We start from the raw sequence: 22,736 nt of genomic DNA, 5'->3' as shown, positions 1-22,736 counted from the left end.
CTGATGACTCAAAAAATACCACAAACACGCTCATTTCCCTCTTCCCGTACGCGCTATTTGTTTTTATTGTGCGCATTGACCTGTATTGCTATTTTTTGTTTTAGCAATTCATTACTTGCCAGCTCAGTTAAAGATCTTAAAAGTCAGCAAATTTCTGAAATACTCTTCAACATTAAAGCCTATTATGTTGATGACTTATCACTGACAAAAGGTGCACAGGGTGCCTTTAATAATCAGCAAGTAGAAATTTTACTCGACCAGCTAGACCCTTATTCTAAATACCTCAATGAAAATGACTTAGACGCTTTGTTTAATAATACAAATGGCCATTACACTGGCGTGGGCATTGAAGTGAAAGACATTGACAGTGACATTACTATTGTTGGTGTCGTTAAAAACTCCCCAGCCAAAAAGGCCGGTATTTTAGCGGGCGATATTATTGTTAGTGTTAATGATATAAACACGCAAACAGGTAGCTTAGAGCAAGTAGCCGCGTTGATAAAAGATACCCGCTTTAACGCGGTTAAACTAACAATAAAGCGCACAGGGCAGCAGCAACCAATTAGCTTTGCGGTAAATCGCAAAGAAATAAACTTAGAAAGCGCCACTAGCCAATTACTCGACTCAGGCACTGGGTATTTAGCCATAAATAATTTTTCTAATCACACCTTACATGAAGTGGCGCTGCAGGTAGCTGCACTTAAAAATGATTATCGCACACCCCTTAAAGGGTTAGTCATTGATTTACGTGACAACCCAGGTGGTACTTTACAAAGCGCAGTGGCGGTAGCGGATCTATTTTTACAAAGCGGCACTATAGTCACTACTAAAGGGCGCTATTACGACGCTAACCAAGCCTACTACGCTAAACGAGGTGACATACTAAAAGGCTTGCCTATTGTGGTGCTTATTAATGAAAATTCGGCCTCTGCGGCTGAAATACTCGCCGCTGCTTTAAAAGATAATAAGCGTGCTACAGTGGTTGGTAATCAGTCTTATGGCAAAGGCTCGGTGCAATCTTTGATCCCACTTGGTGATGGTAATACAGCGCTAAAATTAACAACTGCTAAGTACTTTACACCTGCGGGCGTATCGATTGAAGGCGTAGGCGTTACCCCCGATGTAGCAATTGCGCAAGCAACCCTTCCACAATCAAATAAAGCCGTTATAATAAAAAATGAGCAGAACAAAAATGCACCACAATTTGAACATGAAATACTGGGCGACTTGCAGTTAGTAAAAGCTAAGCAATTACTTAGCATGCAATAGTAAATAATCTAAACTTTAGGTAAGCGATTTAATAACAGAATAAATATTAACACTATTAGATTCTGCTATTCTTTAGCTATAAATTTTAAGTAAATTCAAGGCAGTTAGCGCTAAAAATGGCTGCTGAGATAGCTTTATTACCCGGCGTTGAGATTAAAAAATACCCTTAATAAATTAAAAAGATAATAAAAACTATAAACGTGAAAATAATAAAATGGCTGTTGTTGGCTATCTGCTTTGTATCTAGCACTGCTTGGGCAAAGCAAATAGCCATCGTAATTGATGATATTGGCTATCATCAGCGAGATTTAGAATTTCTTACCTTACCAGGGCAATTGTCGTATTCAATTTTGCCCCACACACCCTACTCTCAAATTTTTGCCACGCTTGCCAGCCAAGCAAATAAAGAGCTTTTATTGCATGTACCTATGCAAGCCTTAAACGGTAAAGCACTCGGCCCTGGCGGGCTCACCATAAATATGGATAAAGAACAGCTACAAAAAACTTTAGGCACTGCATTGGCAAGCTTACCGCAAGTAAAAGGAGTTAATAACCATATGGGGTCGGCACTCACTCAACAAAGCCAAGCCATGAAGTGGACTATGGAAGTACTTAAAAAACGTAATTTATTCTTTTTAGATAGCCGTACTACCGACTTAAGCCAAGCGCAAAATGCGGCAAATTTTATCGGGGTTGAAAATATTGTCCGCCATGTGTTTTTAGACAATATAACCACGCATGAGCAACTGCAGCAAAGGCTGGATGAGCTAAAATATAAAGCGACTAAACACCACTTTGCCATAGCGATTGCCCACCCCTATCCAGAAACCATCGACTTTTTACGCCAAGCGCTACCTGAGCTCACCGAGCAAGGCTTTGAGTTAGTTCCGGTATCGCAACTAGTGCATAAAAAATACATACAATTAGCGCAGGCGCAAGGTAAAGGGATCAACGCTAGGTAGCTTTAGGCGGTATTTTAAGTATATTTAAGCCATACAACTAAGCTAACAAAAACAATATTAAATAGCTAAAACGTTGATTAAAATACTCATAGCCACAAAGCAAAAGCCCCGCATATTAATGCAGGGCTTTTTAAGTTTTACTATTTTTGCGCTATTAGCTCATAGCACTTTGCAGCTTTTTCATCGCTGTTTTTTCTAGCTGGCGAACACGCTCAGCAGATACACTGTATTTTTCAGCAAGCTCTTGTAGTGTTGCTTTGTCATCAGACAACCAGCGTGCACTTACAATGTCTTGTGAGCGTTCGTCTAGCGTTTTAAGCGCGCTAAATAAACGAGTATGTGACTGCTCTTGCCATTGTTGCTGCTCAATATCGTCAGCTAAATCAGCTGAGCCGTCTGTTAAATATTGTACTGGTGAATATGTACTTGTTGGTGCGTCGTCGTTATCGTCGCCCGTTAAGTCAAAGCCCATGTCTTGGCCGCTCATGCGCGATTCCATTTCACGAACTTCTTTTTCACTCACACCTAGCTCATTCGCTACAGTGCTTACTTCAGCTTGGTTAAACCAACCTAAACGTTTTTTGTTTTTACGAAGATTAAAAAACAATTTACGTTGCGCTTTAGTGGTCGCAACTTTTACGATGCGCCAGTTTTTAAGCACAAACTCATGAATTTCTGCTTTAATCCAATGTACAGCGAAAGACACTAAACGTACACCCACACTCGGGTCGAAACGCTTAACCGCTTTCATCAGGCCTATATTGCCCTCTTGGATTAAATCGGCTTGCGGTAAACCATAACCCGAGTAGCTTTTAGCAATATGTGCTACAAAGCGTAAATGCGACATAATGAGTTGCTTTGCAGCACTAAGATCGCCTTCTTCTTGAAGTCGTGTTGCTAGCTCTTTCTCTTGCTCAGCTTTAAGCATAGGAATTGTGCTAACCGCTTGAAGGTAGCCGTCCATGCTTGCGCTTTGTTGCCCAACTGTAAGTGCCATTGCGTATAAATCTTTACTCATTTTTCACCTCGGTGATAAACATTTGAAACCATCTTAGCACTCTTTCTCTAAGAGTGCTAACCCCAATTTAAAACTTTTTTTAAGCGTAAATCAAGCGGTTTTTTAGTGTATGTTAAGTCTACTACATGCGACTGAATAAGTGATGAACTAAGGGATTGCAAGAGATTAGCGCAAGCGTAACAGCGCATTTACAACTAATCTCATTTAAGGATAATAATATACAAACATGACATTTTTGAGTCAGCCATTAGCAGCCATACTTATACTTTATCAGGCTCAATTTCTTTTATATATCGGTTAACCGATAAGTAAGAACCAATAAAGCCTAAGCTGGTTGCTAGCAATACTAATGCGCCAAACTCATTAAGCGTTAAACCAATTAACGAAAAGCTTGTTTGATACACGCCTGCAACGCTGCTTACTGCGCTAGTTAACCACCACATCATTAAGGCAATACAAATAAATGCAAACAAGCCCCCTATAACGCCATACCAAATGCCGGTCCACAAAAACGGAGCGTGTATAAACGTATTGGTAGCACCTACTAACTTCATTACTTGTATTTCTTCTTTTTTATCCATAATCGATAAACGAATCGTATTACCAATAATAAGCGTGACAGAGGTAAGAAGTAATAAAGCAATTGTGATAACGCTTTCTTTTAATAAGTCTAATAATGCATTTAGGCGCTCAAGCCAAGCAATATCAAGCTTACCAAAATCTACTTCGCGCTCGTTCTCAAGCTTTGTAAGCAGCGCTTTAGCCGCATTAGGCTGGCGATGCCGCTTAGTAGGTGTCACTAATACAACATCGGGTAGCGGGTTGCTATCTAGGTACTCTAAAGCTTGCCCAAACCCCGACACATCTTTAAATTCAGTTAATGCTTGTTGCTTAGAAATAAATTCAACACTTTCTACCTCGGCGTAAAGTGCTAAACGCTTTACTAAGGTTTGTGTTTCTTGTTCGCTCATACTTTCTTTTACAAAAAGCGATATTTCACTGGCTTCTTCAAACCCGCTACTGACTTGCTGTACATTTTTTACGACTAAATAAAGCGTTGCAGGCAATGTTAAACTTAGCCCAAGTACCGCAATTGTCATTAATGATGCAAGTGGCGTACGCCACATTTCACCTAAACTGTGCACCCCTTGGCGAAAAATATTAATAATAAAAAAATAACCGCCAGCTATGACTGATTTTTTTTGTTTGTCGTTTGAGTTTTGGCGTCCTTTAAATAACAAGCTCACAGCGTGCCCTCCGCAAGTGGGTCTTCAAGCATTCGGCCATCTTTTAAAGTCAGGCTACGGTATTTTAAACGCGACACCAGACCAAGGTCGTGTGTTGCTATAAGTACTGTCGTACCGTGTTTATTAAAATCTTCAAATAGCCTTAATATTTCCATAGAGAGCTCGGGGTCAAGGTTACCCGTTGGTTCATCAGCTAATAAAATAGGCGGAGAATTTACAATCGCTCTGGCAATACCTACGCGTTGCTGCTCACCACCAGAGAGTGTAGAAGGATGACATTTAACTTTATCTAACAGCCCTACTTTATCTAGCGCACCATGAACTCGTTTAGCGATTTGTTTATGATGAGTGCCTTCAATAATCAACGGCAGTGCAACGTTATCAAACACAGTGTAACGCTCTAACAAACGATGATTTTGAAAAATAATACCAATATCGCGGCGTGCATAAGGAATTTGCCGAGAATTAACTTTATTTAAATCAACACCATTAATTAGCACGTTGCCTGCAGAGGGGCGCTCCATTAAGCTAATGAGCTTTAATAAGGTACTTTTACCCGCACCACTGTGGCCTGTTAAAAAAGCCAGTTCGCCAGGCTTAATATGAAATGTAACTTTTTCGAGAGCGCGATGCCCACCCGGATAGGTTTTACTTACTTGCTGAAAATTTATCATTTTTTATTATGCCAGTCCCAAATTAGTAAAATGGAATTCCTTAGCTAGGGCCTGTTGACCTTTCAGGATTGAAATTTGCTCTGCCTAGAGACTATTTAATCGCGGCGCAAGGTTTATAGCCCAGAAGGCTAAGTAAAAACCGAGCAATAAAAAGTAAATAGTTCAAAGGGCAGCGCATGTTTAATCTCAAAAGATAAACAGACCAAAAAAGGGAGCAAGCTCCCTTTTATGTATTAAGCGTCATCCTCATCTTGGCTAAATAAAGCGTCAATAAAGTCATCGCTTTTAAATGCGCGTAAATCATCAATACCTTCGCCAACACCAATGTAACGAATAGGAATATTAAACTTATCTGCAACCGCAAATATAACCCCACCTTTAGCAGTACCATCAAGTTTTGAGAGGGTAATACCGGTTAACCCAACACATTGATTAAATAAGTTTACTTGGCTAATTGCATTTTGACCTGTACCCGCATCAATGGTTAGCATAACTTCATGCGGTGCATCAGGGTCAATTTTCTTCATTACGCGGGCTATTTTTTCAAGCTCTTGCATTAAGTTATCTTTATTTTGCAAGCGCCCTGCTGTATCAGCAATTAATACATCTACATTACGCGCTTTAGCGGCCTGAAATGCATCAAACACCACCGAGGCACTATCTGCACCAGTGTGCTGGGCAATAACAGGAATGCTGTTACGCTCTCCCCACACTTGCAGCTGCTCTACGGCTGCTGCGCGAAAGGTATCACCTGCGGCCAACATAACCGACTTACCTTCATTTTGAAATTGCTTAGCTAACTTACCAATGGTTGTCGTTTTACCTACGCCGTTTACACCGACCATTAATATAACAAATGGTTTTTTATCAGCATGTATCTCAAGCGGTTGCTCAGCTGTTTTAAGCATTGCGGCCATTTCTTGCTTCATTAAGTCATAAAGCGCATCGCCATCTTTAAGCTGCTTGCGATCGGCGGCATCAGTAAGGCTATCAATCAGCTTCATGGTGGTATCAACACCTAAATCGGCGGTAAGAAGCTGTGTTTCTAAATCTTCAAATAAATCATCGTCTATTTTTTTACCACTAAAAATAGATGCAAAGCCAGAGCCTATATTTACACGGGTTTTTAATAACCCTTTTTTAAGACGTGAAAAAAAGCCTTCTTTTTTAGGCTTTTCGGCAAGTTTAGCTTCTTCTTTTGCAAGCTCTGCCGTAATGCGCTCTTGCTCTAAACGATCAGCTTCGGCCTCTGCTGCAATACGTTCTTGCTCTGCACGTTCAGCTTCTGCCTGTTCTTGTGCAATACGCTCTTGTTCTAAGCGCTCAGCTTCTGCTTGCTCTGCGGCAATTCGCTGTTGCTCTAAACGCTCAGCTTCCGCTTCTGCAGCAATACGCTCTTGCTCTAAACGTTCAGCTTCTGCTTGTTCTGCAGCAATTCGCTGTTGCTCTAAACGCTCAGCTTCTGCTTCTGCAGCAATACGTTCTTGCTCTGCGCGTTCAGCTTCTGCCTGTTCTTGTGCAATACGCTCTTGTTCTAAGCGTTCAGCCTCTGCCTGTTCTGCTGCAATACGCTCTTGCTCTACACGTTCAGCTTCTGCCTGTTCTGCTGCAATACGCTCTTGCTCTACACGTTCAGCTTCTGCCTGTTCTGCGGCAATTCGCTGTTGCTCTGCACGTTCAGCTTCTGCTTGTTCTGTGGCAATTCGCTGTTGCTCTACACGTTCAGCTTCTGCTTTTTCTGCTGCAACACGCTCTTGCTCTAAACGCATTTGCGCTTCTTGCTCTGCTAAACGAGCGGCTTGTGCTTGTTGTTGCGCCTGTGCTTCAGCTTGCTCTTTCGCAAGCAACTCAGCGTTGGCTTTTTCAATTGCTAATTTTTCATCTTGCTCAGCTTGCTCGCGCTCTGTGTCTAAACGTTGTTGCTCAGCTCGCTGTGCAGCCATGCGCTCTTGCTCTAAACGCATTTGCGCTTCTTGCTCAGCTAGACGAGCAGCTTGTGCTTGTTGTTGCGCCTGTGCTTCGGCTTGCTCTTTTGCAAGCAACTCTGCATTAGCCTTTTCAATTGCTAAACGCTCTGCTTGTGCTTTTTCAGCAGCAATACGCGCTTGTTCTTCACGCTCTGCTTCGGCCTTTTCTGCCGCTAAGCGCTCAGCTTCTTGTTGCTGAGCTAATGCCTGTTGTTTATCAGCTTCTGCTTGTTTTTTATCTGACTTACCAAAACCGAGCCAAGACATGAATTTACTTTTTTTTGCCATACTTGCTAATAACCACTTATAAAAATCTGATAAACTAAAATTTGAAATAGCTTGGTGTGGCTCAGCAAAGCGTGCCGGCCAAACAACCGTTCAAAACGTAAGTGCTAAATAGTAACACTTTTAATGCGGTTGAAAAATGAAGCTAAACGTAAACTACGCACAATATTATCTGAGCTAGATCCCTTATACCATTTTTTAGTGACCTAAATGAGAAAAAAAACAACGAAAAATAAAGCAATTAGCAAATCTACTGACGGCTTTATTAGAGTAATTAGCGGGCAATTTCGTGGCCGTAAACTGCCGGTAAAAAATGTAGAAGGGCTACGCCCAACAACAGACCGCATTAAAGAAACCGTGTTTAATTGGTTAATGCAAGATACGCGCGATGCAACAGTACTCGATTGCTTTGCAGGCTCTGGCGGGCTTGGCTTTGAAGCGCTTTCTCGGTTTGCTAAAAGCACCACGTTTATCGAACTAGATGCCTCGGCTGCTAAGCAAATTGAGCAAAATATTAGTACCTTAAAGCTTGAAAATGCACAGGTAAAACACACTAATGCACTCTCATATTTAGAGCAAAAGAATACAAATTCACCATTTAATTTAGTTTTTGTTGACCCACCATTTCGTAAAAACTTAGCGCAAAGTAGCTGTGATTTATTAGAAAATAACCAATGGCTTAGCGAAGACGCGCTCATTTATGTTGAGGTAGAAACCGAACTAAGCAGCTTTTCACAACCAGATAACTGGCTGTTAATTAAAGAAAAAAAAGCAGGGCAAGTATTCTGTAGGCTATACCAACGCCAGCCAAATTAACACTATTTAAGCCGCTGCATTTCTGTTAATATTATCCTTTACATGTGGTGTTGCTTCGGATTACAATACCGCACCATTTTTGAACCACTTGATCAATGTTTGATCAACTTGAGCAACGCTCATAATTTAGGTAGGTGAATTTTTAATGCCAGTAATTAAAGTAAGAGAGAACGAACCGTTTGACGTAGCACTTCGTCGCTTCAAGCGTTCATGTGAAAAAGCAGGTATCCTTTCAGAAGTTCGTCGTCGCGAGCACTATGAAAAGCCAACAGCTGAGCGTAAGCGTAAAAAAGCTGCAGCGGTTAAGCGTCACATGAAGAAGCTTTCTCGCGATAACGCACGTCGCGTTAAATTATACTAATAGTATTAGGTCTTGTATAAATGAGCCTTTTAATAACGCTAAAAGATGCGCAAAAAGATGCGATGAGAGCGAAAGACAAACAACGTCTTAACCCTATTCGCATGGTGCTTGCCGCAATCAAGCAACGTGAGATTGACGAGCAAATAACACTAGACGACGCAGGTATTACCTCCGTTATAGTGAAGCTTGTTAAACAACGTCGTGATTCTTACACTCAGTACAAAGATGCTGGGCGTGAAGATTTAGCCGAAATTGAAGCCAATGAGATCGCAGCACTAGAAACTTTTTTACCTCAACAATTGAGTGAAGAAGAAATAGTTGCCCTTATTGATGCGGCTATTGCTGATACTAATGCAGCAGGTATGCAAGACATGGGTAAAGTAATGGGCATAATCAAAAGCAAAGCCGAAGGACGTGCCGATATGGGCAAGCTTTCTGGTTTAATTAAGCAACGATTAACAGCCTAATACTCCCACATACACAAAGTATGATTAAAGTAAACCGAGCCTAGTGCTCGGTTTCTTCGTTTAAGTAGACAAACAAAACGCTTTTAAGTAATGCTCGTGCATGTAATTAAGTGATTTATTGTGTAACTACAAAAGCACATCGAGGGCTAGGTAAAATGGGTTATTTAGGGCTATCACTTACTGCGCCTGCACTGCTCTACCTTCAATATCCTAGCTTTGTATGCTGTTAGCGTCAGGTTTAGCACCTAAAAATGATTAAGTATTATTGCCCATGGATATAATGTAACTTTTTAGCTTACCGATACCCCTTTTATAAATGCGCGCATTGTGTTGAAATTACACCTCACCAATTGTTAGGACTACTTACAAAACATGGCTGGAAAGATCCCACGAAATTTTATTGACGATTTACTCGCCAGAACAGATATTGTAGAGCTAATAGACTCTAAAGTTGGTCTTAAAAAAGCAGGTAAAGACTACCAAGCTTGCTGCCCTTTCCATAACGAAAAATCCCCCTCGTTTACTGTTTCTCAAGATAAACAGTTTTACCACTGCTTTGGCTGTGGTGCTAATGGCAACGCTATTTCGTTTGTTATGGAATACGACAAGCTTGAATTTGTTGATGCCATAGAAGAGCTCGCAAGCCTTTTAAATTTAGACGTACCTCGCGAGAAAGGCAGTAGCTCAGCACCTGAGCGCACAGCAGCGCAAAAGCGCTCAGATTACGATTTAATGTTACACACAGCACGCTTTTACCAGCATCAATTAAAGCACCACAGTAACTCTGCTACGGTGATTGACTATGTAAAAGGGCGTGGTTTAAGTGGCGAAACCGTTAAAAAGTTTATGATTGGTTATGCGCCGAGCGAATGGGAAGCGCTGTGCCAACAACTTGGCCGAACAAAAGAGCAAAAAGAACAGCTGGTCGAGCTTAAGCTCGCCTCCGAAAAAACACCAGGTAGGCAGTTTGATTTTTTCCGCGATCGGTTAATGTTCCCTATTCGTGATAAACGTGGCCGTGTTATCGCCTTTGGCGGGCGTGTAATGCAAGCCGACCAAGGGCCAAAATACCTCAACTCACCAGAGACCCGCATTTTTCATAAAGGTTTTGAGCTATATGGCCTTTATGAGGCAAAACAAGCACATAAAAAGCTTGAACATGTACTCATTGTAGAAGGTTACATGGATGTAGTTGCACTTGCAGAGCAAGGTATTGAATATGCCGTAGCTGCGCTTGGTACCGCAACCACAAGCGAGCATATGCATACGCTATTTAGAACCACCGACAAAGTTATTTGTTGTTACGATGGCGACAGAGCGGGCCGCGACGCTGCATGGCGAGCACTAGAAAATGCCCTGCCCTACTTAAACGATGGCAAAGCATTACACTTTGTATTTTTACCTGACGGCGAAGACCCCGATTCACTGGTTCAGCAAGAAGGTAAAACACAGTTTGAGCAACGCTTAAGCCAAGCAGATGATTTTACCAAAGTGTTATTTAATAAGCTTAGCCAAGAAGTAGACCTAACACTCGACTCAGGCAAAGCTAAGCTATTAAGTGCCGCTTTGCCGTTAATTGAAAAAATTCCGAGTGAATTTTACCAAGAAAATATTTTAGAGCAGTTAGGGCGATTAATTGGCCGTACGCGTGAGCAGCTAAATAGCCGCTTAAAAACACCAAAGCAACAACACGCTGTTGAGCGAAAATTTAAAATTACCCCAATGCGCCAAGCTATTGGTATTTTAATTCAGCACCCACAGTTAGCTAAAAGTGTGCCCCATTTGCCAGAATTGGCACAAATGAACATAGCGGGTATTGGTTTGCTACTGCGCTTACAAGAGCGCGCACTGCAAAAAGACAATGCTAACACAGCGGTTTTACTCGAGTCATTTAGAGATTCCGAAGATTACGAACCGCTAGTAAAGCTTGCCACATGGCAGCACCAAATTAGTGATGAGCGTTTAGAGACTGTTTTTCAAAATACTTTTAAATTTATTGAAGATCAGTGTTTAAATTATCGACTAGAGACCCTATTAATAAAGGACAAGACACAGGGCTTATCAAGTGATGAAAAACTAGAATGTCATTTACTTATGACAGCGCTAAAAGCGAGTAACAGCTAGTCAGGCTTGATTTAAACTGTTATACTGTGCTATTCACTGCGTCACATTATTAAAGTTAGTTAAAAGGCTAACTCTATGATGACGCCTGTTGTATCAACTTATCAGAGTGGAAGAAACAATCTCTATGGATCCAACTCCTCAGTCACAATTAAAACTTCTGATTCAAAAAGGTAAAGAGCAAGGCTACTTAACTTTTGCTGAAGTAAATGATCACCTTCCACAAGACATAATCGACTCAGATCAAGTAGAAGATATCATTAGCATGATTAATGACATGGGTATCAAGGTTAGCGAAAACGCGCCCGATGCTGATGAATTAATGATGCAAGAAACCACGACAGACGAAGACGCAGCAGAAGCTGCTGCTGCAGCCCTTGCAACTGTAGAAAAAGAAATTGGCCGTACAACTGACCCAGTGCGCATGTATATGCGTGAAATGGGTACTGTTGAACTTCTTACACGTGAAGGTGAAATTGTAATCGCTAAGCGTATTGAAGAAGGTATCAACCAGGTACAAATTTCTGTTGCCGAATACCCTGAAGCGATTACTTACCTACTTGAACAGTGGGATAAGTTTGAAGCTGAAGAAATGCGCTTAAGCGACATTATTTCAGGCTTTTTCGACCCTAACGAAGACGAAGCGCAAATCTCAGCAACTCACATCGGCTCTGAATTAAGTGAAGAACAACTTGATGAAGACGATGATGAAGATGACAAAGACAGCGATGACGATGAAGACGAAGAAGAAGTAGATACAGGCCCAGATCCAGAAGAAGCCCGTATTCACTTTGAAAACTTACGTGATTTATACGTTAAAGCTCGCGCTACCTTTGATGAAAAAGGGCGTTCGCACCCAGATTCTCAAGCCGCTATTTTTGAAATTGGCGAGCTTTTCAGAACCTTTAAATTAGTACCAAAACAGTTTGATCGCATGGTTAACAACATGCGTGAAATGATGGATAGAGTGCGTATTCAAGAACGCCTTATCATGAAACAAGCGGTACAAATTGCTAAGCTACCTAAGAAAACGTTTATTAAGCACTTTGCTAATAACGAAACTGACTCAGCGTGGCTTGACCTAGAAATAAATGCTAACGAAAAACATTCAGCTAAACTTGAAGAAGTGAAGCCTGAAATTATTCGTTGCATCCAAAAGCTATGTGTAATTGAAGAAAGCACAGGCTTAAGCATTGAGCGTATTAAAGACATTAACCGTCGTATGAGCATTGGTGAAGCAAAAGCGCGCCGTGCGAAAAAAGAAATGGTTGAAGCTAACTTACGTCTTGTAATCTCAATTGCTAAAAAATACACAAACCGTGGTTTACAGTTCTTAGATTTAATCCAAGAAGGTAACATTGGCTTGATGAAAGCGGTAGATAAGTTTGAATACCGCCGTGGTTATAAGTTCTCAACTTATGCTACGTGGTGGATTCGCCAAGCGATTACCCGCTCAATTGCTGACCAAGCAAGAACAATCCGTATTCCAGTACATATGATAGAAACGATTAATAAACTTAACCGTATCTCTCGTCAAATGTTACAAGAAATGGGTCGTGAGCCAAATCCTGAAGAATTAGCAGAACGCATGATGATGCCTGAGGATAAAATCCGTAAGGTACTTAAAATTGCTAAAGAGCCAATTTCGATGGAAACACCAATCGGTGATGATGAAGATTCGCACTTAGGTGACTTTATCGAAGATACCACTATTGATTCGCCAATCGACTCGGCAACAATGGAATCTCTTCGTGGCGCAACAAACGACGTGCTAGCAGGCCTTACAGCCCGTGAAGCTAAAGTACTTCGTATGCGCTTTGGTATTGATATGAATACCGACCACACCTTAGAAGAAGTAGGTAAACAGTTTGACGTAACACGTGAGCGTATTCGTCAAATAGAAGCGAAAGCACTGCGTAAATTACGCCACCCTTCTCGCTCTGATTTACTAAAAAGCTTTTTAGACGCTAAATAATTTAGCGCTTCATATAAACTAAAAAGGCCGCTGTAGCGGCCTTTTTTCTATTTAAAGGAAACAACCATGGCTTGGATCCAAATCCGTATCAATGCCAATGCTGCTACCGCAGATGCAGTGAGTGACTTATTAATGGAGGCAGGCAGCGCCTCTGTTACTTTTATTGATGCTAAAGACACACCTATTTATGAGCCTAAAATTGGCACCGTTGAGTTTTGGGCCGATACCACTGTAATTGGTCTATTTGAAGCCAATCATGATATGAACGCGGTAATTGCATTACTTAAGCGTCATGATGAAATTAAAGACACGCTGGTATACAAAATTGAGCAACTAGAAGATAAAGACTGGGAACGTGAGTGGATGGATAACTTTCACCCAATCCAGTTCGGCGAAAAACTGTGGATATGCCCAAGCTGGCGCGACATTCCAGACCCTGATGCAGTTAATGTACTGCTCGACCCAGGCCTTGCATTTGGTACGGGTACGCATGCAACAACGGCACTGTGCCTTAAATGGCTAGAAAGCCAAGATTTAAGTGGTAAAACAGTGGTTGATTTTGGTTGTGGATCGGGCATTTTAGGCATTGCAGCCATAAAACTTGGCGCAGAGCGCATGATAGGTATTGATATTGACCCGCAAGCACTAGAAGCAAGCTTAGATAACGCACAACGTAATGGCGTAGCCGATAAGCTTGAGGTATACCTACCAGAAAACCAACCTGAGTTTAGTGCTGATATTGTAGTAGCGAATATTTTAGCGCAGCCGCTGCGTGAGCTTCACAGTGTAATTTTGGGATTACTTAAACCGGGTGGCAAAATTGCTATGTCGGGCATATTAGAAGAACAAGCCCAATCGGTTGCCGATATTTACGCACCGTTTATTGAGCTTGACGATATTGCACTAGAGGGTGATTGGACCCGTGTAAGCGGTACAAAAAATAGCTAACCGCATATATTTATGAATTTAGAGTTTTAACTCAAAACTTGCATGTAAAGCCTGTATTTAACAGGCTTTACTATTTTTTTACAGTTAGAAAATTAGCACGCATAATTTGACAAAATTATTTTTTGTTTAAATTTCAAACAAATCGACCCACTTGTCATGCGGTTATCAAAAGTCAATACGAAAAGGGCAAAAAAAAGTCACTTTTGTTCAATTTATAGCCTTTGATTTTTCCTAAAAAAACCGTAAACTTAGCGCCCCTTGAAAAGAGGCCTATTGAATACAGTGCGTATCGGTTCATACCAACTTGAGAATAATGTAATAGTCGCGCCAATGGCAGGTATTACAGACAGACCATTTAGACAGCTTTGCCGCCGCTTAGGCGCAGGCTTGGCCGTGTCTGAAATGTTATCGTCAAACCCGAAGGTTTGGAAAACTGAAAAATCGATGAACCGTATGGATCACAGCGGTGAGTCGGGTATACGCGCGGTGCAAATTGCAGGAGCAGATCCTGAGCTTATGGCGCAGGCCGCACAATTCAATGTTGCTAACGGTGCACAGATCATAGATATCAATATGGGGTGCCCAGCAAAAAAAGTGAACAAGAAACTCGCAGGCTCTGCATTATTACAGTTTCCTGAACTTGTGGAAGAGATAGTTGATGCAGTGGTTAACGCTGTTGATATCCCGGTCACACTTAAAATCCGCACAGGATGGGATCAGGACAACCGTAATGGTGTAGAGATTGCGAGAATAGCTGAGCGTTATGGCATTGCGTCACTTGCCGTACATGGGCGTACACGCGCATGTATGTACAAAGGTGAAGCAGAATATGCCACGATTAGGGATATAAAACGCTCAGTGTCGATACCTGTGGTTGCTAATGGTGATATTACATCTCCAGAAAAAGCAAAGCAGGTTTTGGACTATACGGGTGCAGATGCCATCATGATAGGCCGAGCCGCCCAAGGTCGCCCTTGGATATTTAGGGAGATAGACCACTATTTGCGAACTGGAGAACACTTACCACCACCTGCTATTTCAGAGGTGCGAAGTATTTTAATGGAGCATTTAGATAACCTCCATGCGTTTTACGGCGAGCCAATGGGAGCGCGAATCGCTCGCAAACATGTATCTTGGTATTTGCAAACCCATGACAGTGACGGTCAGTTTAGGCGAGTATTTAATGCGCTCGACAACCCACAAGCACAGGTTGACGCATTAACGCAATACTTTAAAACACTAGCAGCTAACTAAGAAAGAAAGAGATTAAATAATGTTCGAACAAAACGTGACTTCTCCATTTATCACAAACCCTCATGTTCAGTCACACGAGAAACCGCAGCCATTGCGTGATGCAGTAAAAAAAGCTGTTCACCACTATTTAAAGCAGCTTAACGGTCAAGATGTGCAAGACGTTTACGACCTTGTTCTTTCAGAGCTAGAAGCGCCATTACTTGAAGAAGTAATGACATACACACGTGGTAACCAAACTCGTGCGGCAATTTTACTAGGTATCAACCGTGGTACTTTACGTAAAAAGCTTAAAAAATACGGCATGAACTAATACCAATTATATTGAAAGCGTAAGCATGCTAACGAGCTAAACAAGCCCATAACGGCGTTAAAAATTTCTTATGTAGAATAACTACACTGTGAAATTTTTGCCATGTTATAGAGTTGTTTTTCTATCGCTATAACTGCTTACTAATCCAATACAATTGGTATCATGCAAAAAAAGCACCTTAGGGTGCTTTTTTTATGCACACAATTTAGTATAGATGTTGCAAAATGCTCACGCTTATTGGCGCTTTATAAGTCGTTTTTTGAGTAGTAATCAGTTAAAATGCCCGCTTCTAAGCTAGCTCATTAACTGAGGAAATTAAACTACAATGGATACTCATCGTCCTATTCGTCGCGCACTATTAAGTGTGTCTGATAAAACCGGTATTGTTGAATTTGCCCGCGCACTAGAAGCGCAAGGTGTAGATATTTTATCAACTGGCGGTACCTGCAAACTCCTTGCTGATAACGGCATAAAAGTGACTGAAGTATCAGATCACACAGGTCATCCTGAAATCATGGATGGTCGCGTAAAAACCCTTCATCCTAAAATTCACGGCGGTATTTTAGCGCGTCGCGGACAAGATGAAAGCGTAATGGCAGATAACAACATCTCTGCTATCGATATTGTTGTAGTTAACTTATACCCCTTTGCGAATACTGTCGCTCAAGAAAACTGCAGCCTTGAAGATGCTATTGAAAACATTGATATTGGCGGACCTACCATGGTTCGTGCAGCCGCTAAAAACCACAAAGACGTCACCATCGTGGTAAACGCAAACGATTACGAGCGCGTTATTAGCGAAATGCAAAGCAACAATGGCTCAACAACGCACAAAACACGTTTTGATTTAGCCATTGCCGCGTATGAGCACACAGCTCAGTACGATGGCATGATTGCTAACTACTTTGGCAAAATGGTACCTGATTACACTGAAGAGGCCGCTGAAGAAACTAAATTCCCACGCACTATCAATATGCAGTTCACTAAAAAGCAAGATATGCGTTACGGTGAAAACTCGCATCAAGATGCTGCTTTTTATGTTGAAAACAACGTAAGCGAAGCGTCTGTTGCAACAGCTACTCAGCTACAAGGTAAAGCCCTGTCGTTTAATAACATTGCAGATACCGACGCAGCACTTGAGTGTGTTAAAGAATTTGATGTACCTGCATGTGTTATTGTTAAACACGCAAACCCATGTGGCGTTTCAATTGGCGAAGATATTCTTAGTGCTTACGACCGCGCCTTTAAAACAGATCCAACCTCAGCGTTTGGTGGCATTATTGCCTTTAACCGCGAGCTTGACGCTGCAACAGCACAAGCCATTGTTGAGCGTCAATTTGTTGAAGTAATTATTGCTCCTAGCGTTTCAAGCGAAGCAGCAAAAATTGTTGAAGCGAAAAAGAACGTACGCTTATTAGCGTGTGGTCAATGGAGTGGCAAAGCAACTGGCCACGATATTAAACGCGTTAACGGCGGTGTTTTGGTACAAGACCGCGACCTAGGCATGGTTACCCAAGGCGATTTAAAAGTCGTATCTAAGCGCCAACCTTCTGAGCAAGAACTTAAAGATTTACTATTTTGCTGGAAAGTGGCTAAGTTTGTTAAATCAAACGCGATTGTATATGCCCGCGACGGTATGACCATTGGCGTAGGCGCAGGCCAAATGAGCCGTGTTTACTCAGCTAAAATAGCGGGTATTAAAGCCGCTGATGAAAATCTAGAAGTACCTGGCTCTGTAATGGCATCAGATGCGTTTTTCCCATTCCGTGATGGTATAGACGCAGCCGCAGCCGCTGGTATTACCGCGGTTATTCAACCGGGTGGTTCAATGCGCGATGAAGAAGTTATCGCCGCCGCTGACGAAGCTGGCATGGCGATGGTATTTACCGGCATGCGCCACTTCCGCCACTAATCACACAAAGGGTTAAACACAACGTTTAGCCCTTTTTGTTTGCAATCAATTCACGTATTCTGGTTCAACACCTATATAAAATGTTAAGGAACAAACGATGAAATTTGCACTAAAGTCACTACTTGTTGCCTCGCTTACGCTGACCTCAACAATGGCACTTAGCCATAACCATGAGTCAAGCCTTAGCCATGCTATTCAATCAAGCGAGCGTAGCGCTAAAAATAGCGCCCGCGATGAATACCGTCACCCTGAGCAAACACTGGCATTTTTTGGTTTTAAACCAACAATGACCGTGGTTGAAATTGCCCCTGGTGGTGGTTGGTACAGCGAAATTTTAGCCCCTGCACTTAAAGAGCAAGGCTTATATTACGCAGCGCATTTTCCGAGTGATTCATCGGTAGGTTACTACCAGCGCTCTTTAGCCGGCTTTAAGAAAAAAGTGGCCGAAGATGAGCGTTTTAGCAAAGTAAAAATTTCTGAGTTTGCCCCATTAACGCACACTGATATTGCCCCTGCCGGCACTGCCGACATGGTATTAACCTTTCGCAATGTACATAACTGGTACATGGGTAAAGACACTAAAGGCGCACTCAGTGCATTTAAGTCTTTTTATAAAGCGTTAAAACCAGGTGGCGTATTAGGTGTAGTTGAACATCGCTTAGATGAAAGCCGACCTGATGAGGATCAAAAATCAACCGGCTACATGAAGCAAAGTTACGTGGTCGATTTAGCTAAAAAAGCTGGATTTGAATTAGTTGCAAGCAGTGAGATTAACGCCAATCCAAAAGATACAGCCGATCACCCTAAAGGGGTGTGGACGCTACCACCTAGCTTACGCCTTGGCGAACAAGACGCTGATAAATACAAAGCTATTGGTGAAAGCGACCGTATGACGCTGAAATTTAAAAAACCGCTTTAAATAGGAATATTTCGCCATGAATGTATTAGTCATTGGCAGCGGCGGCCGCGAACACGCACTTGCGTTTAAGGCCGCTCAAAACACGAAAGTAAACACTGTATTTGTAGCACCGGGTAATGCCGGTACTGCACTTGAGCCAAAACTAGAAAACGTTGCAATTAACGTTGAAGACCTAGATGGCCTATTAAGCTTTGCGCAACAAAACAATGTAGAACTTACTATTGTTGGCCCAGAAGTACCGCTTGTATTAGGTGTAGTAGATAAGTTCCGTGAACACGGTCTCGCTATTTTTGGTCCAACAGCCGGTGCAGCGCAGCTAGAAGGCTCTAAGTCGTTTACTAAAGACTTTTTAGCTCGCCATGCCATCCCAACCGCTGATTACCAAACGTTTGAACAAATTGACCCTGCCCTTGCTTATTTAAAAGAAAAAGGCGCGCCAATTGTAATAAAAGCAGATGGCCTAGCAGCTGGTAAAGGCGTTATTGTGGCAATGGATGAACGCGAAGCTGAAGATGCTATTCGCGATATGCTTGCCGGTAATGCTTTTGGCGAGGCTGGCAGCCGCGTCGTGATCGAAGAGTTTTTAGAAGGCGAAGAAGCCTCTTTTATTGTTATGGTTGATGGTAAAAACATTTTGCCATTTGCAACAAGCCAAGATCATAAGCGTGCATACAATGGCGATGAAGGTCCAAATACTGGCGGCATGGGCGCATACTCACCGGCACCTGTAGTAACCGACGAAATCCACCAGCGCATTATGAACGAAGTAATCGTTCCTACCGTTGAGGGTATGGCAAGCGAAGGCCATCCCTACACTGGCTTTTTATACGCAGGCTTAATGATTGATGCCCAAGGCACGCCTAAAGTAATTGAGTACAACTGTCGTTTTGGTGACCCTGAAACGCAACCTATGATGCTTCGTCTTAAATCAGACTTAGTTGAACTAGTTGAAGCGGCTAACCGCGAAGAACTTGATAAAACAACCATTGAGTTTGACCCGCGCGCAGCCGTAGGTGTTGTACTTGCTGCTAAAGGCTACCCAGGTGATTACCCTAAAGGTGATGCAATATCAGGCCTTAAAGTTAACTACCCTGCTGATGAAAAAGTATTTCATGCGGGTACTAAGCAAGATGGCGAAAACGTTGTCACCGCAGGTGGACGTGTATTATGTGCAACGGCACTCGGCAATACCGTTACCGAGGCACAGCAACGTGCATACGAGCTTGTAAAACAAATTAGCTGGGAAGGTATGGAGTACCGCACCGATATTGCTTACAGAGCGATTGCCCGAGAGCAGTAGCCTGTAACTAAATTATTGGTTTAACTTAGGGCCTGTTTATCTTTCGAGATTAAATTTGCAGCAGTGTGTTTGGTATTTAGGCAAGGCAGAGCCTATGTAGTGTGGTTATTCCCCATAAATAGGCGATAACGCAGTATAAATACCAAACACGCGCTGCACGAAGGTTCGTCCTAGGGACGATTAACTCTTTGTTGCTCGGTTTTTACTTAGCCCACTAGGTTACAAACCTCGCGCCACGATTAAATCGTCCCTAGTTAGAACAAATTTTAATCCTGAAGGATAAGCAAGCCCTAAAAATTTAACTAAAAAAGCGCAGTTTATATGCGCTTTTTTAGTGCTACACTAATTAAAAGAGTTATTACAAGTATACAACGTTGGAAACGAAAACTTTACGTTATCATGCCGCGGCCATAGCCATACTGATTTTCATATTTTATATTATTAGCACACTCGCTTCTAACCTGGTTGTGCCGACTCGCTATACCATCGATAAAACCACGCCTGTATATTTAGACTTTGCCTACTACATAGATGAAAGTAAATCTCACACACTCAACGATATTATTTTAAATCCCGAGCTAATCACCCACCAGCCGTTAACCGATATTCAATGGAGCTTTAAGCAGCAAAACTATTGGCTATTTATAGACCTTGAAAATAAAAGTTTGGATGCTCAAGACATTGTTGCCCATTTTGATAACCCGATGGTTGATCACCTAAGCGTGTATCGGTTAAACAAAAGAAATAAGCTTATAGAAAGCTATAAATTAGGTGATAAAGTAAAGTCTCTCACGCTTTTCCAATATAGCGTACCGCATATACGTTTTGCACTTGAGAGTAAAACAACAGAGCGCTTAGCCATAAAAATAGATACAACGGGGATCAGCAAAACCCCAGTTAATTTGTATCGCCATAAAGAATTTGTTGATTTAGTTCGCTCGCAAACCGGCATTTGGGGCATATTTGCCGGCGTGTTATTAATGGCTGCTCTGTATAATTTAGTGCTTTATTTTGGGATTAAAGACCGCGTTTATTTAGTTTATATAGGCTATATAATTAGTGCGCTGTGTTTAATGGGCATTGTAATGGGCTTTGGCTTTTACTTGTGGCCCCTAGAGTGGCAATTGTACTTACACGAAAAAGTGATTTTTTCAAACTACGCAATGGCCTTTTTTACGCTTGCCTTTTGCACCATGTTTTTGCGCTACCACAAGGACAAATGCTGGCGCTATAAAATGAGTAAAGCGCTACTTATTTTAATATCTTTATTATCAATCACCACTTTATTTATACCCGAGTACATTGCAGCACCCATCTTTTTTTGTGTATTAAGCTTGTTATATATCACGTGTGTTATTTTAATTTATAACAAACTACGCACGGGCTTTAGGTGGGCGAAGTTCTACGTTTTTTCGTGGGTTCCCCTCATTGTTGGCGCGGCAATACAGCCATTAGAATTAACGGGCTATTTGGATTATAGCTTTGCGATTCGTCACGCGTTTTTAGTGGCTATATTGTGTGAAGTTATTTTAATGGCTATGGCACTTGCCGATAGAGTGCGCTACCAGCGCGAGCGTGCGCTTTATCATGCTACACATACTCAGCAAACTAAATTACTTAACAGTGCCAAATTAAAACAAGCGTTTATGAGCTTACAAGCACAGGGGCGTAATACCACCTTGTGTTTAATTAAAATTCGCCATTTTAACTCGCTCAATACCATTATTACCCCATCGCAGGGCTACACTTTAATAAAGCACGTGGCTAAACAAATAGAGTTAGAGCTTAGCCATGAGCGCGAATTTACCAACCTAGATACAGATTTTAATAACAGCCCCCGCTTAGCCGACTTAGGCAGCGGGGTATTTGCCTGCATATCTACTAAAAACCAAAACCAGGAGTCACTTGAAGGGGCCTTAATTAAAGTTATAAATAGCCTGCCCAAACAATACGAAATTCAAGGCTTAAACTTACAACTTACCTATAACATAGGGATTAGTAGCGCAGCCCACAGTGACGACTTTGAATACTGGACAAAACGGGGTTACTTGGCACTTAAAAAAGCTAAAAGTAATAACGATTTAGTAGTAAGCGCCTCTAACGGCAGTAATATATTAATGGATGTGGCATTGGCCGCTAAATTACAACAAGCGATTAAAAACAACCAACTTGCGTTGTATTACCAACCTCAAATAGGGCTGAACTTTAATCAAGTATGTGGCGCTGAAGCGCTGCTACGTTGGCCCGATCCGGCTTTTAAAGGCGTATCGATAGAAGAGCTGATCACCCTTGCTGAGCACACAGGTATTATTAACGAGCTTACCTTATGGGTTATTGAGCAAGCCTGTAAAGATATCGTCAAACTAACCGAGCAAGGCTATAACGATCACCCAATTAGCGTAAATTTAAGTGCTAAAAATCTGTCGATTAAAAACCTAGCCGAAAAAGTCGAAAACATTCTTATAAAATACCAAGTTCCGGCGCAGCTTCTTAAGTTTGAATTAACGGAGTCAGCATTAGTCGAAAGCCACGAAGCGCTTATTTCGTTGGTTAATGAGCTTTCTGATTTAGGGGTGCGCGTGGTCCTTGATGACTTTGGCACTGGCTATTCATCGCTAAGTTATTTGGTTAATTACCGCTTTACGGAGCTCAAAGTAGATAAATCGTTTGTATTTGATTTAACGAATAACACCGCCAATAAAGTGATTGTGCAAACCGCTATAGATATGGCACATAACCTAGGGCTATCTATAACCATGGAAGGCATAGAAACCCAAGATGTGCACCACTTATTAAAAGAAATGGGCGCCGACAGAGCGCAAGGTTACCTATACGCTAAGCCACTCCCCCTAGATGACTATTTGTATTTCTTAAAAAGCCAATACAGTTTAAAGATGTTAAACTCCACGTTTTAATATCAACATCTTTAGG

18 protein-coding genes are annotated in these 22,736 nt (G+C 41.8%); 14 read left to right on the top strand and 4 right to left on the bottom strand.

Features of this window, described 5'->3' with window-relative positions; translation table 11 throughout:
• The first annotated feature begins 3 nt into the window (after positions 1 to 3).
• Both PSH41_RS00560 and PSH41_RS00555 read left to right on the top strand, forming a co-directional pair.
• Positions 4 to 1,269 (top strand): S41 family peptidase, encoded by a 1,266-nt coding sequence (locus tag PSH41_RS00560; RefSeq protein ID WP_273589360.1) that lies wholly within the window; start codon positions 4 to 6, stop codon positions 1,267 to 1,269.
• Between the two features lie 200 nt (positions 1,270 to 1,469).
• Entirely contained in the window at positions 1,470 to 2,231 is a 762-nt protein-coding gene (locus tag PSH41_RS00555; RefSeq protein WP_273589359.1) for a divergent polysaccharide deacetylase family protein, read from the top strand.
• Between the two features lie 154 nt (positions 2,232 to 2,385).
• Here the strand turns inward: PSH41_RS00555 and rpoH are convergent, their stop codons facing one another.
• From rpoH to ftsY, 4 genes are all read right to left on the bottom strand, one after another.
• Positions 2,386 to 3,249, bottom strand: coding sequence for an RNA polymerase sigma factor RpoH (rpoH, locus tag PSH41_RS00550; RefSeq protein WP_004588621.1), 864 nt, complete (start codon positions 3,247 to 3,249; stop codon positions 2,386 to 2,388).
• Positions 3,250 to 3,509: 260 nt separating this feature from the next.
• On the bottom strand, positions 3,510 to 4,496 hold the full coding sequence (gene ftsX / locus PSH41_RS00545; RefSeq protein WP_121638025.1) for a permease-like cell division protein FtsX: 987 nt from the start codon (positions 4,494 to 4,496) through the stop codon (positions 3,510 to 3,512).
• Entirely contained in the window at positions 4,493 to 5,170 is a 678-nt protein-coding gene (gene ftsE, locus PSH41_RS00540) for a cell division ATP-binding protein FtsE (protein ID WP_004588623.1), read from the bottom strand. Before ftsE ends, ftsX begins: the two co-directional genes overlap by 4 nt.
• Before the next feature lie 233 nt (positions 5,171 to 5,403).
• Positions 5,404 to 7,425, bottom strand: coding sequence for a signal recognition particle-docking protein FtsY (gene ftsY / locus PSH41_RS00535; protein WP_273589358.1), 2,022 nt, complete (start codon positions 7,423 to 7,425; stop codon positions 5,404 to 5,406).
• 207 nt (positions 7,426 to 7,632) lie between these two features.
• Between ftsY and rsmD the strand changes: the two genes are divergently transcribed.
• The 12 genes from rsmD to PSH41_RS00475 all read left to right on the top strand — a co-directional run bounded on the left by rsmD (position 7,633) and on the right by PSH41_RS00475 (position 22,720).
• On the top strand, positions 7,633 to 8,238 hold the full coding sequence (gene rsmD, locus PSH41_RS00530; protein WP_273589357.1) for a 16S rRNA (guanine(966)-N(2))-methyltransferase RsmD: 606 nt from the start codon (positions 7,633 to 7,635) through the stop codon (positions 8,236 to 8,238).
• A 145-nt stretch (positions 8,239 to 8,383) separates the two neighbouring features.
• Positions 8,384 to 8,599, top strand: coding sequence for a 30S ribosomal protein S21 (gene rpsU / locus PSH41_RS00525; protein WP_002957797.1), 216 nt, complete (start codon positions 8,384 to 8,386; stop codon positions 8,597 to 8,599).
• Positions 8,600 to 8,619: 20 nt separating this feature from the next.
• Entirely contained in the window at positions 8,620 to 9,066 is a 447-nt protein-coding gene (locus PSH41_RS00520) for a GatB/YqeY domain-containing protein (protein ID WP_004588626.1), read from the top strand.
• Between the two features lie 372 nt (positions 9,067 to 9,438).
• Positions 9,439 to 11,190 (top strand): DNA primase, encoded by a 1,752-nt coding sequence (dnaG, locus tag PSH41_RS00515; RefSeq protein ID WP_273589356.1) that lies wholly within the window; start codon positions 9,439 to 9,441, stop codon positions 11,188 to 11,190.
• Between the two features lie 124 nt (positions 11,191 to 11,314).
• Complete coding sequence (gene rpoD, locus PSH41_RS00510; protein WP_054983281.1) at positions 11,315 to 13,162, top strand: RNA polymerase sigma factor RpoD; 1,848 nt, start codon at positions 11,315 to 11,317, stop codon at positions 13,160 to 13,162.
• 66 nt (positions 13,163 to 13,228) lie between these two features.
• The gene (gene prmA, locus PSH41_RS00505; RefSeq protein ID WP_121638027.1) at positions 13,229 to 14,110 is read left to right on the top strand and encodes a 50S ribosomal protein L11 methyltransferase; all 882 of its coding nucleotides are present in this window, start codon (positions 13,229 to 13,231) and stop codon (positions 14,108 to 14,110) included.
• A 282-nt stretch (positions 14,111 to 14,392) separates the two neighbouring features.
• Positions 14,393 to 15,364 carry a tRNA dihydrouridine synthase DusB gene (gene dusB / locus PSH41_RS00500; protein WP_004588630.1) on the top strand — a complete coding sequence of 324 codons (972 nt, stop codon included), beginning with the start codon at positions 14,393 to 14,395 and terminating at the stop codon, positions 15,362 to 15,364.
• Between the two features lie 19 nt (positions 15,365 to 15,383).
• Positions 15,384 to 15,674 (top strand): DNA-binding transcriptional regulator Fis, encoded by a 291-nt coding sequence (fis, locus tag PSH41_RS00495; protein ID WP_002957804.1) that lies wholly within the window; start codon positions 15,384 to 15,386, stop codon positions 15,672 to 15,674.
• A 325-nt stretch (positions 15,675 to 15,999) separates the two neighbouring features.
• A complete protein-coding gene (purH, locus tag PSH41_RS00490; protein ID WP_273589355.1) occupies positions 16,000 to 17,586 on the top strand; it encodes a bifunctional phosphoribosylaminoimidazolecarboxamide formyltransferase/IMP cyclohydrolase in 1,587 nt (528 codons plus the stop codon).
• Positions 17,587 to 17,683: 97 nt separating this feature from the next.
• Complete coding sequence (locus tag PSH41_RS00485) at positions 17,684 to 18,505, top strand: class I SAM-dependent methyltransferase (protein WP_024031417.1); 822 nt, start codon at positions 17,684 to 17,686, stop codon at positions 18,503 to 18,505.
• 16 nt (positions 18,506 to 18,521) lie between these two features.
• Positions 18,522 to 19,805: a phosphoribosylamine--glycine ligase gene (gene purD / locus PSH41_RS00480; RefSeq protein WP_024031418.1), complete on the top strand. Its 1,284-nt coding sequence runs from the start codon at positions 18,522 to 18,524 to the stop codon at positions 19,803 to 19,805.
• 374 nt (positions 19,806 to 20,179) lie between these two features.
• Complete coding sequence (locus PSH41_RS00475; protein WP_273589354.1) at positions 20,180 to 22,720, top strand: EAL domain-containing protein; 2,541 nt, start codon at positions 20,180 to 20,182, stop codon at positions 22,718 to 22,720.
• Positions 22,721 to 22,736 lie beyond the last annotated feature (16 nt).

Origin of the sequence: Pseudoalteromonas sp. CST2, from assembly GCF_028599385.1 — a bacterium.
Taxonomy (GTDB): domain Bacteria; phylum Pseudomonadota; class Gammaproteobacteria; order Enterobacterales; family Alteromonadaceae; genus Pseudoalteromonas; species Pseudoalteromonas atlantica.
The sequence above is the reverse complement of the archived record's forward strand: the minus strand, read 5'-3'. Positions and strand labels throughout refer to the sequence as shown.

Excerpts from the sequence above, each read along its gene's own strand:
- prmA (WP_121638027.1), top strand. The coding sequence starts at position 13,229 with ATGGCTTGGATCCAAATCCGTATCAATGCCAATGCTGCTACCGCAGAT.
- ftsY (WP_273589358.1), bottom strand. The coding sequence starts at position 7,425 with ATGGCAAAAAAAAGTAAATTCATGTCTTGGCTCGGTTTTGGTAAGTCA.
- purH (WP_273589355.1), top strand. The coding sequence starts at position 16,000 with ATGGATACTCATCGTCCTATTCGTCGCGCACTATTAAGTGTGTCTGAT.
- rpoD (WP_054983281.1), top strand. The coding sequence starts at position 11,315 with ATGGATCCAACTCCTCAGTCACAATTAAAACTTCTGATTCAAAAAGGT.
- rpsU (WP_002957797.1), top strand. The coding sequence starts at position 8,384 with ATGCCAGTAATTAAAGTAAGAGAGAACGAACCGTTTGACGTAGCACTT.
- PSH41_RS00560 (WP_273589360.1), top strand. The coding sequence starts at position 4 with ATGACTCAAAAAATACCACAAACACGCTCATTTCCCTCTTCCCGTACG.
- PSH41_RS00485 (WP_024031417.1), top strand. The coding sequence starts at position 17,684 with ATGAAATTTGCACTAAAGTCACTACTTGTTGCCTCGCTTACGCTGACC.
- rpoH (WP_004588621.1), bottom strand. The coding sequence starts at position 3,249 with ATGAGTAAAGATTTATACGCAATGGCACTTACAGTTGGGCAACAAAGC.
- dnaG (WP_273589356.1), top strand. The coding sequence starts at position 9,439 with ATGGCTGGAAAGATCCCACGAAATTTTATTGACGATTTACTCGCCAGA.
- purD (WP_024031418.1), top strand. The coding sequence starts at position 18,522 with ATGAATGTATTAGTCATTGGCAGCGGCGGCCGCGAACACGCACTTGCG.
- PSH41_RS00520 (WP_004588626.1), top strand. The coding sequence starts at position 8,620 with ATGAGCCTTTTAATAACGCTAAAAGATGCGCAAAAAGATGCGATGAGA.
- fis (WP_002957804.1), top strand. The coding sequence starts at position 15,384 with ATGTTCGAACAAAACGTGACTTCTCCATTTATCACAAACCCTCATGTT.
- ftsE (WP_004588623.1), bottom strand. The coding sequence starts at position 5,170 with ATGATAAATTTTCAGCAAGTAAGTAAAACCTATCCGGGTGGGCATCGC.
- rsmD (WP_273589357.1), top strand. The coding sequence starts at position 7,633 with ATGAGAAAAAAAACAACGAAAAATAAAGCAATTAGCAAATCTACTGAC.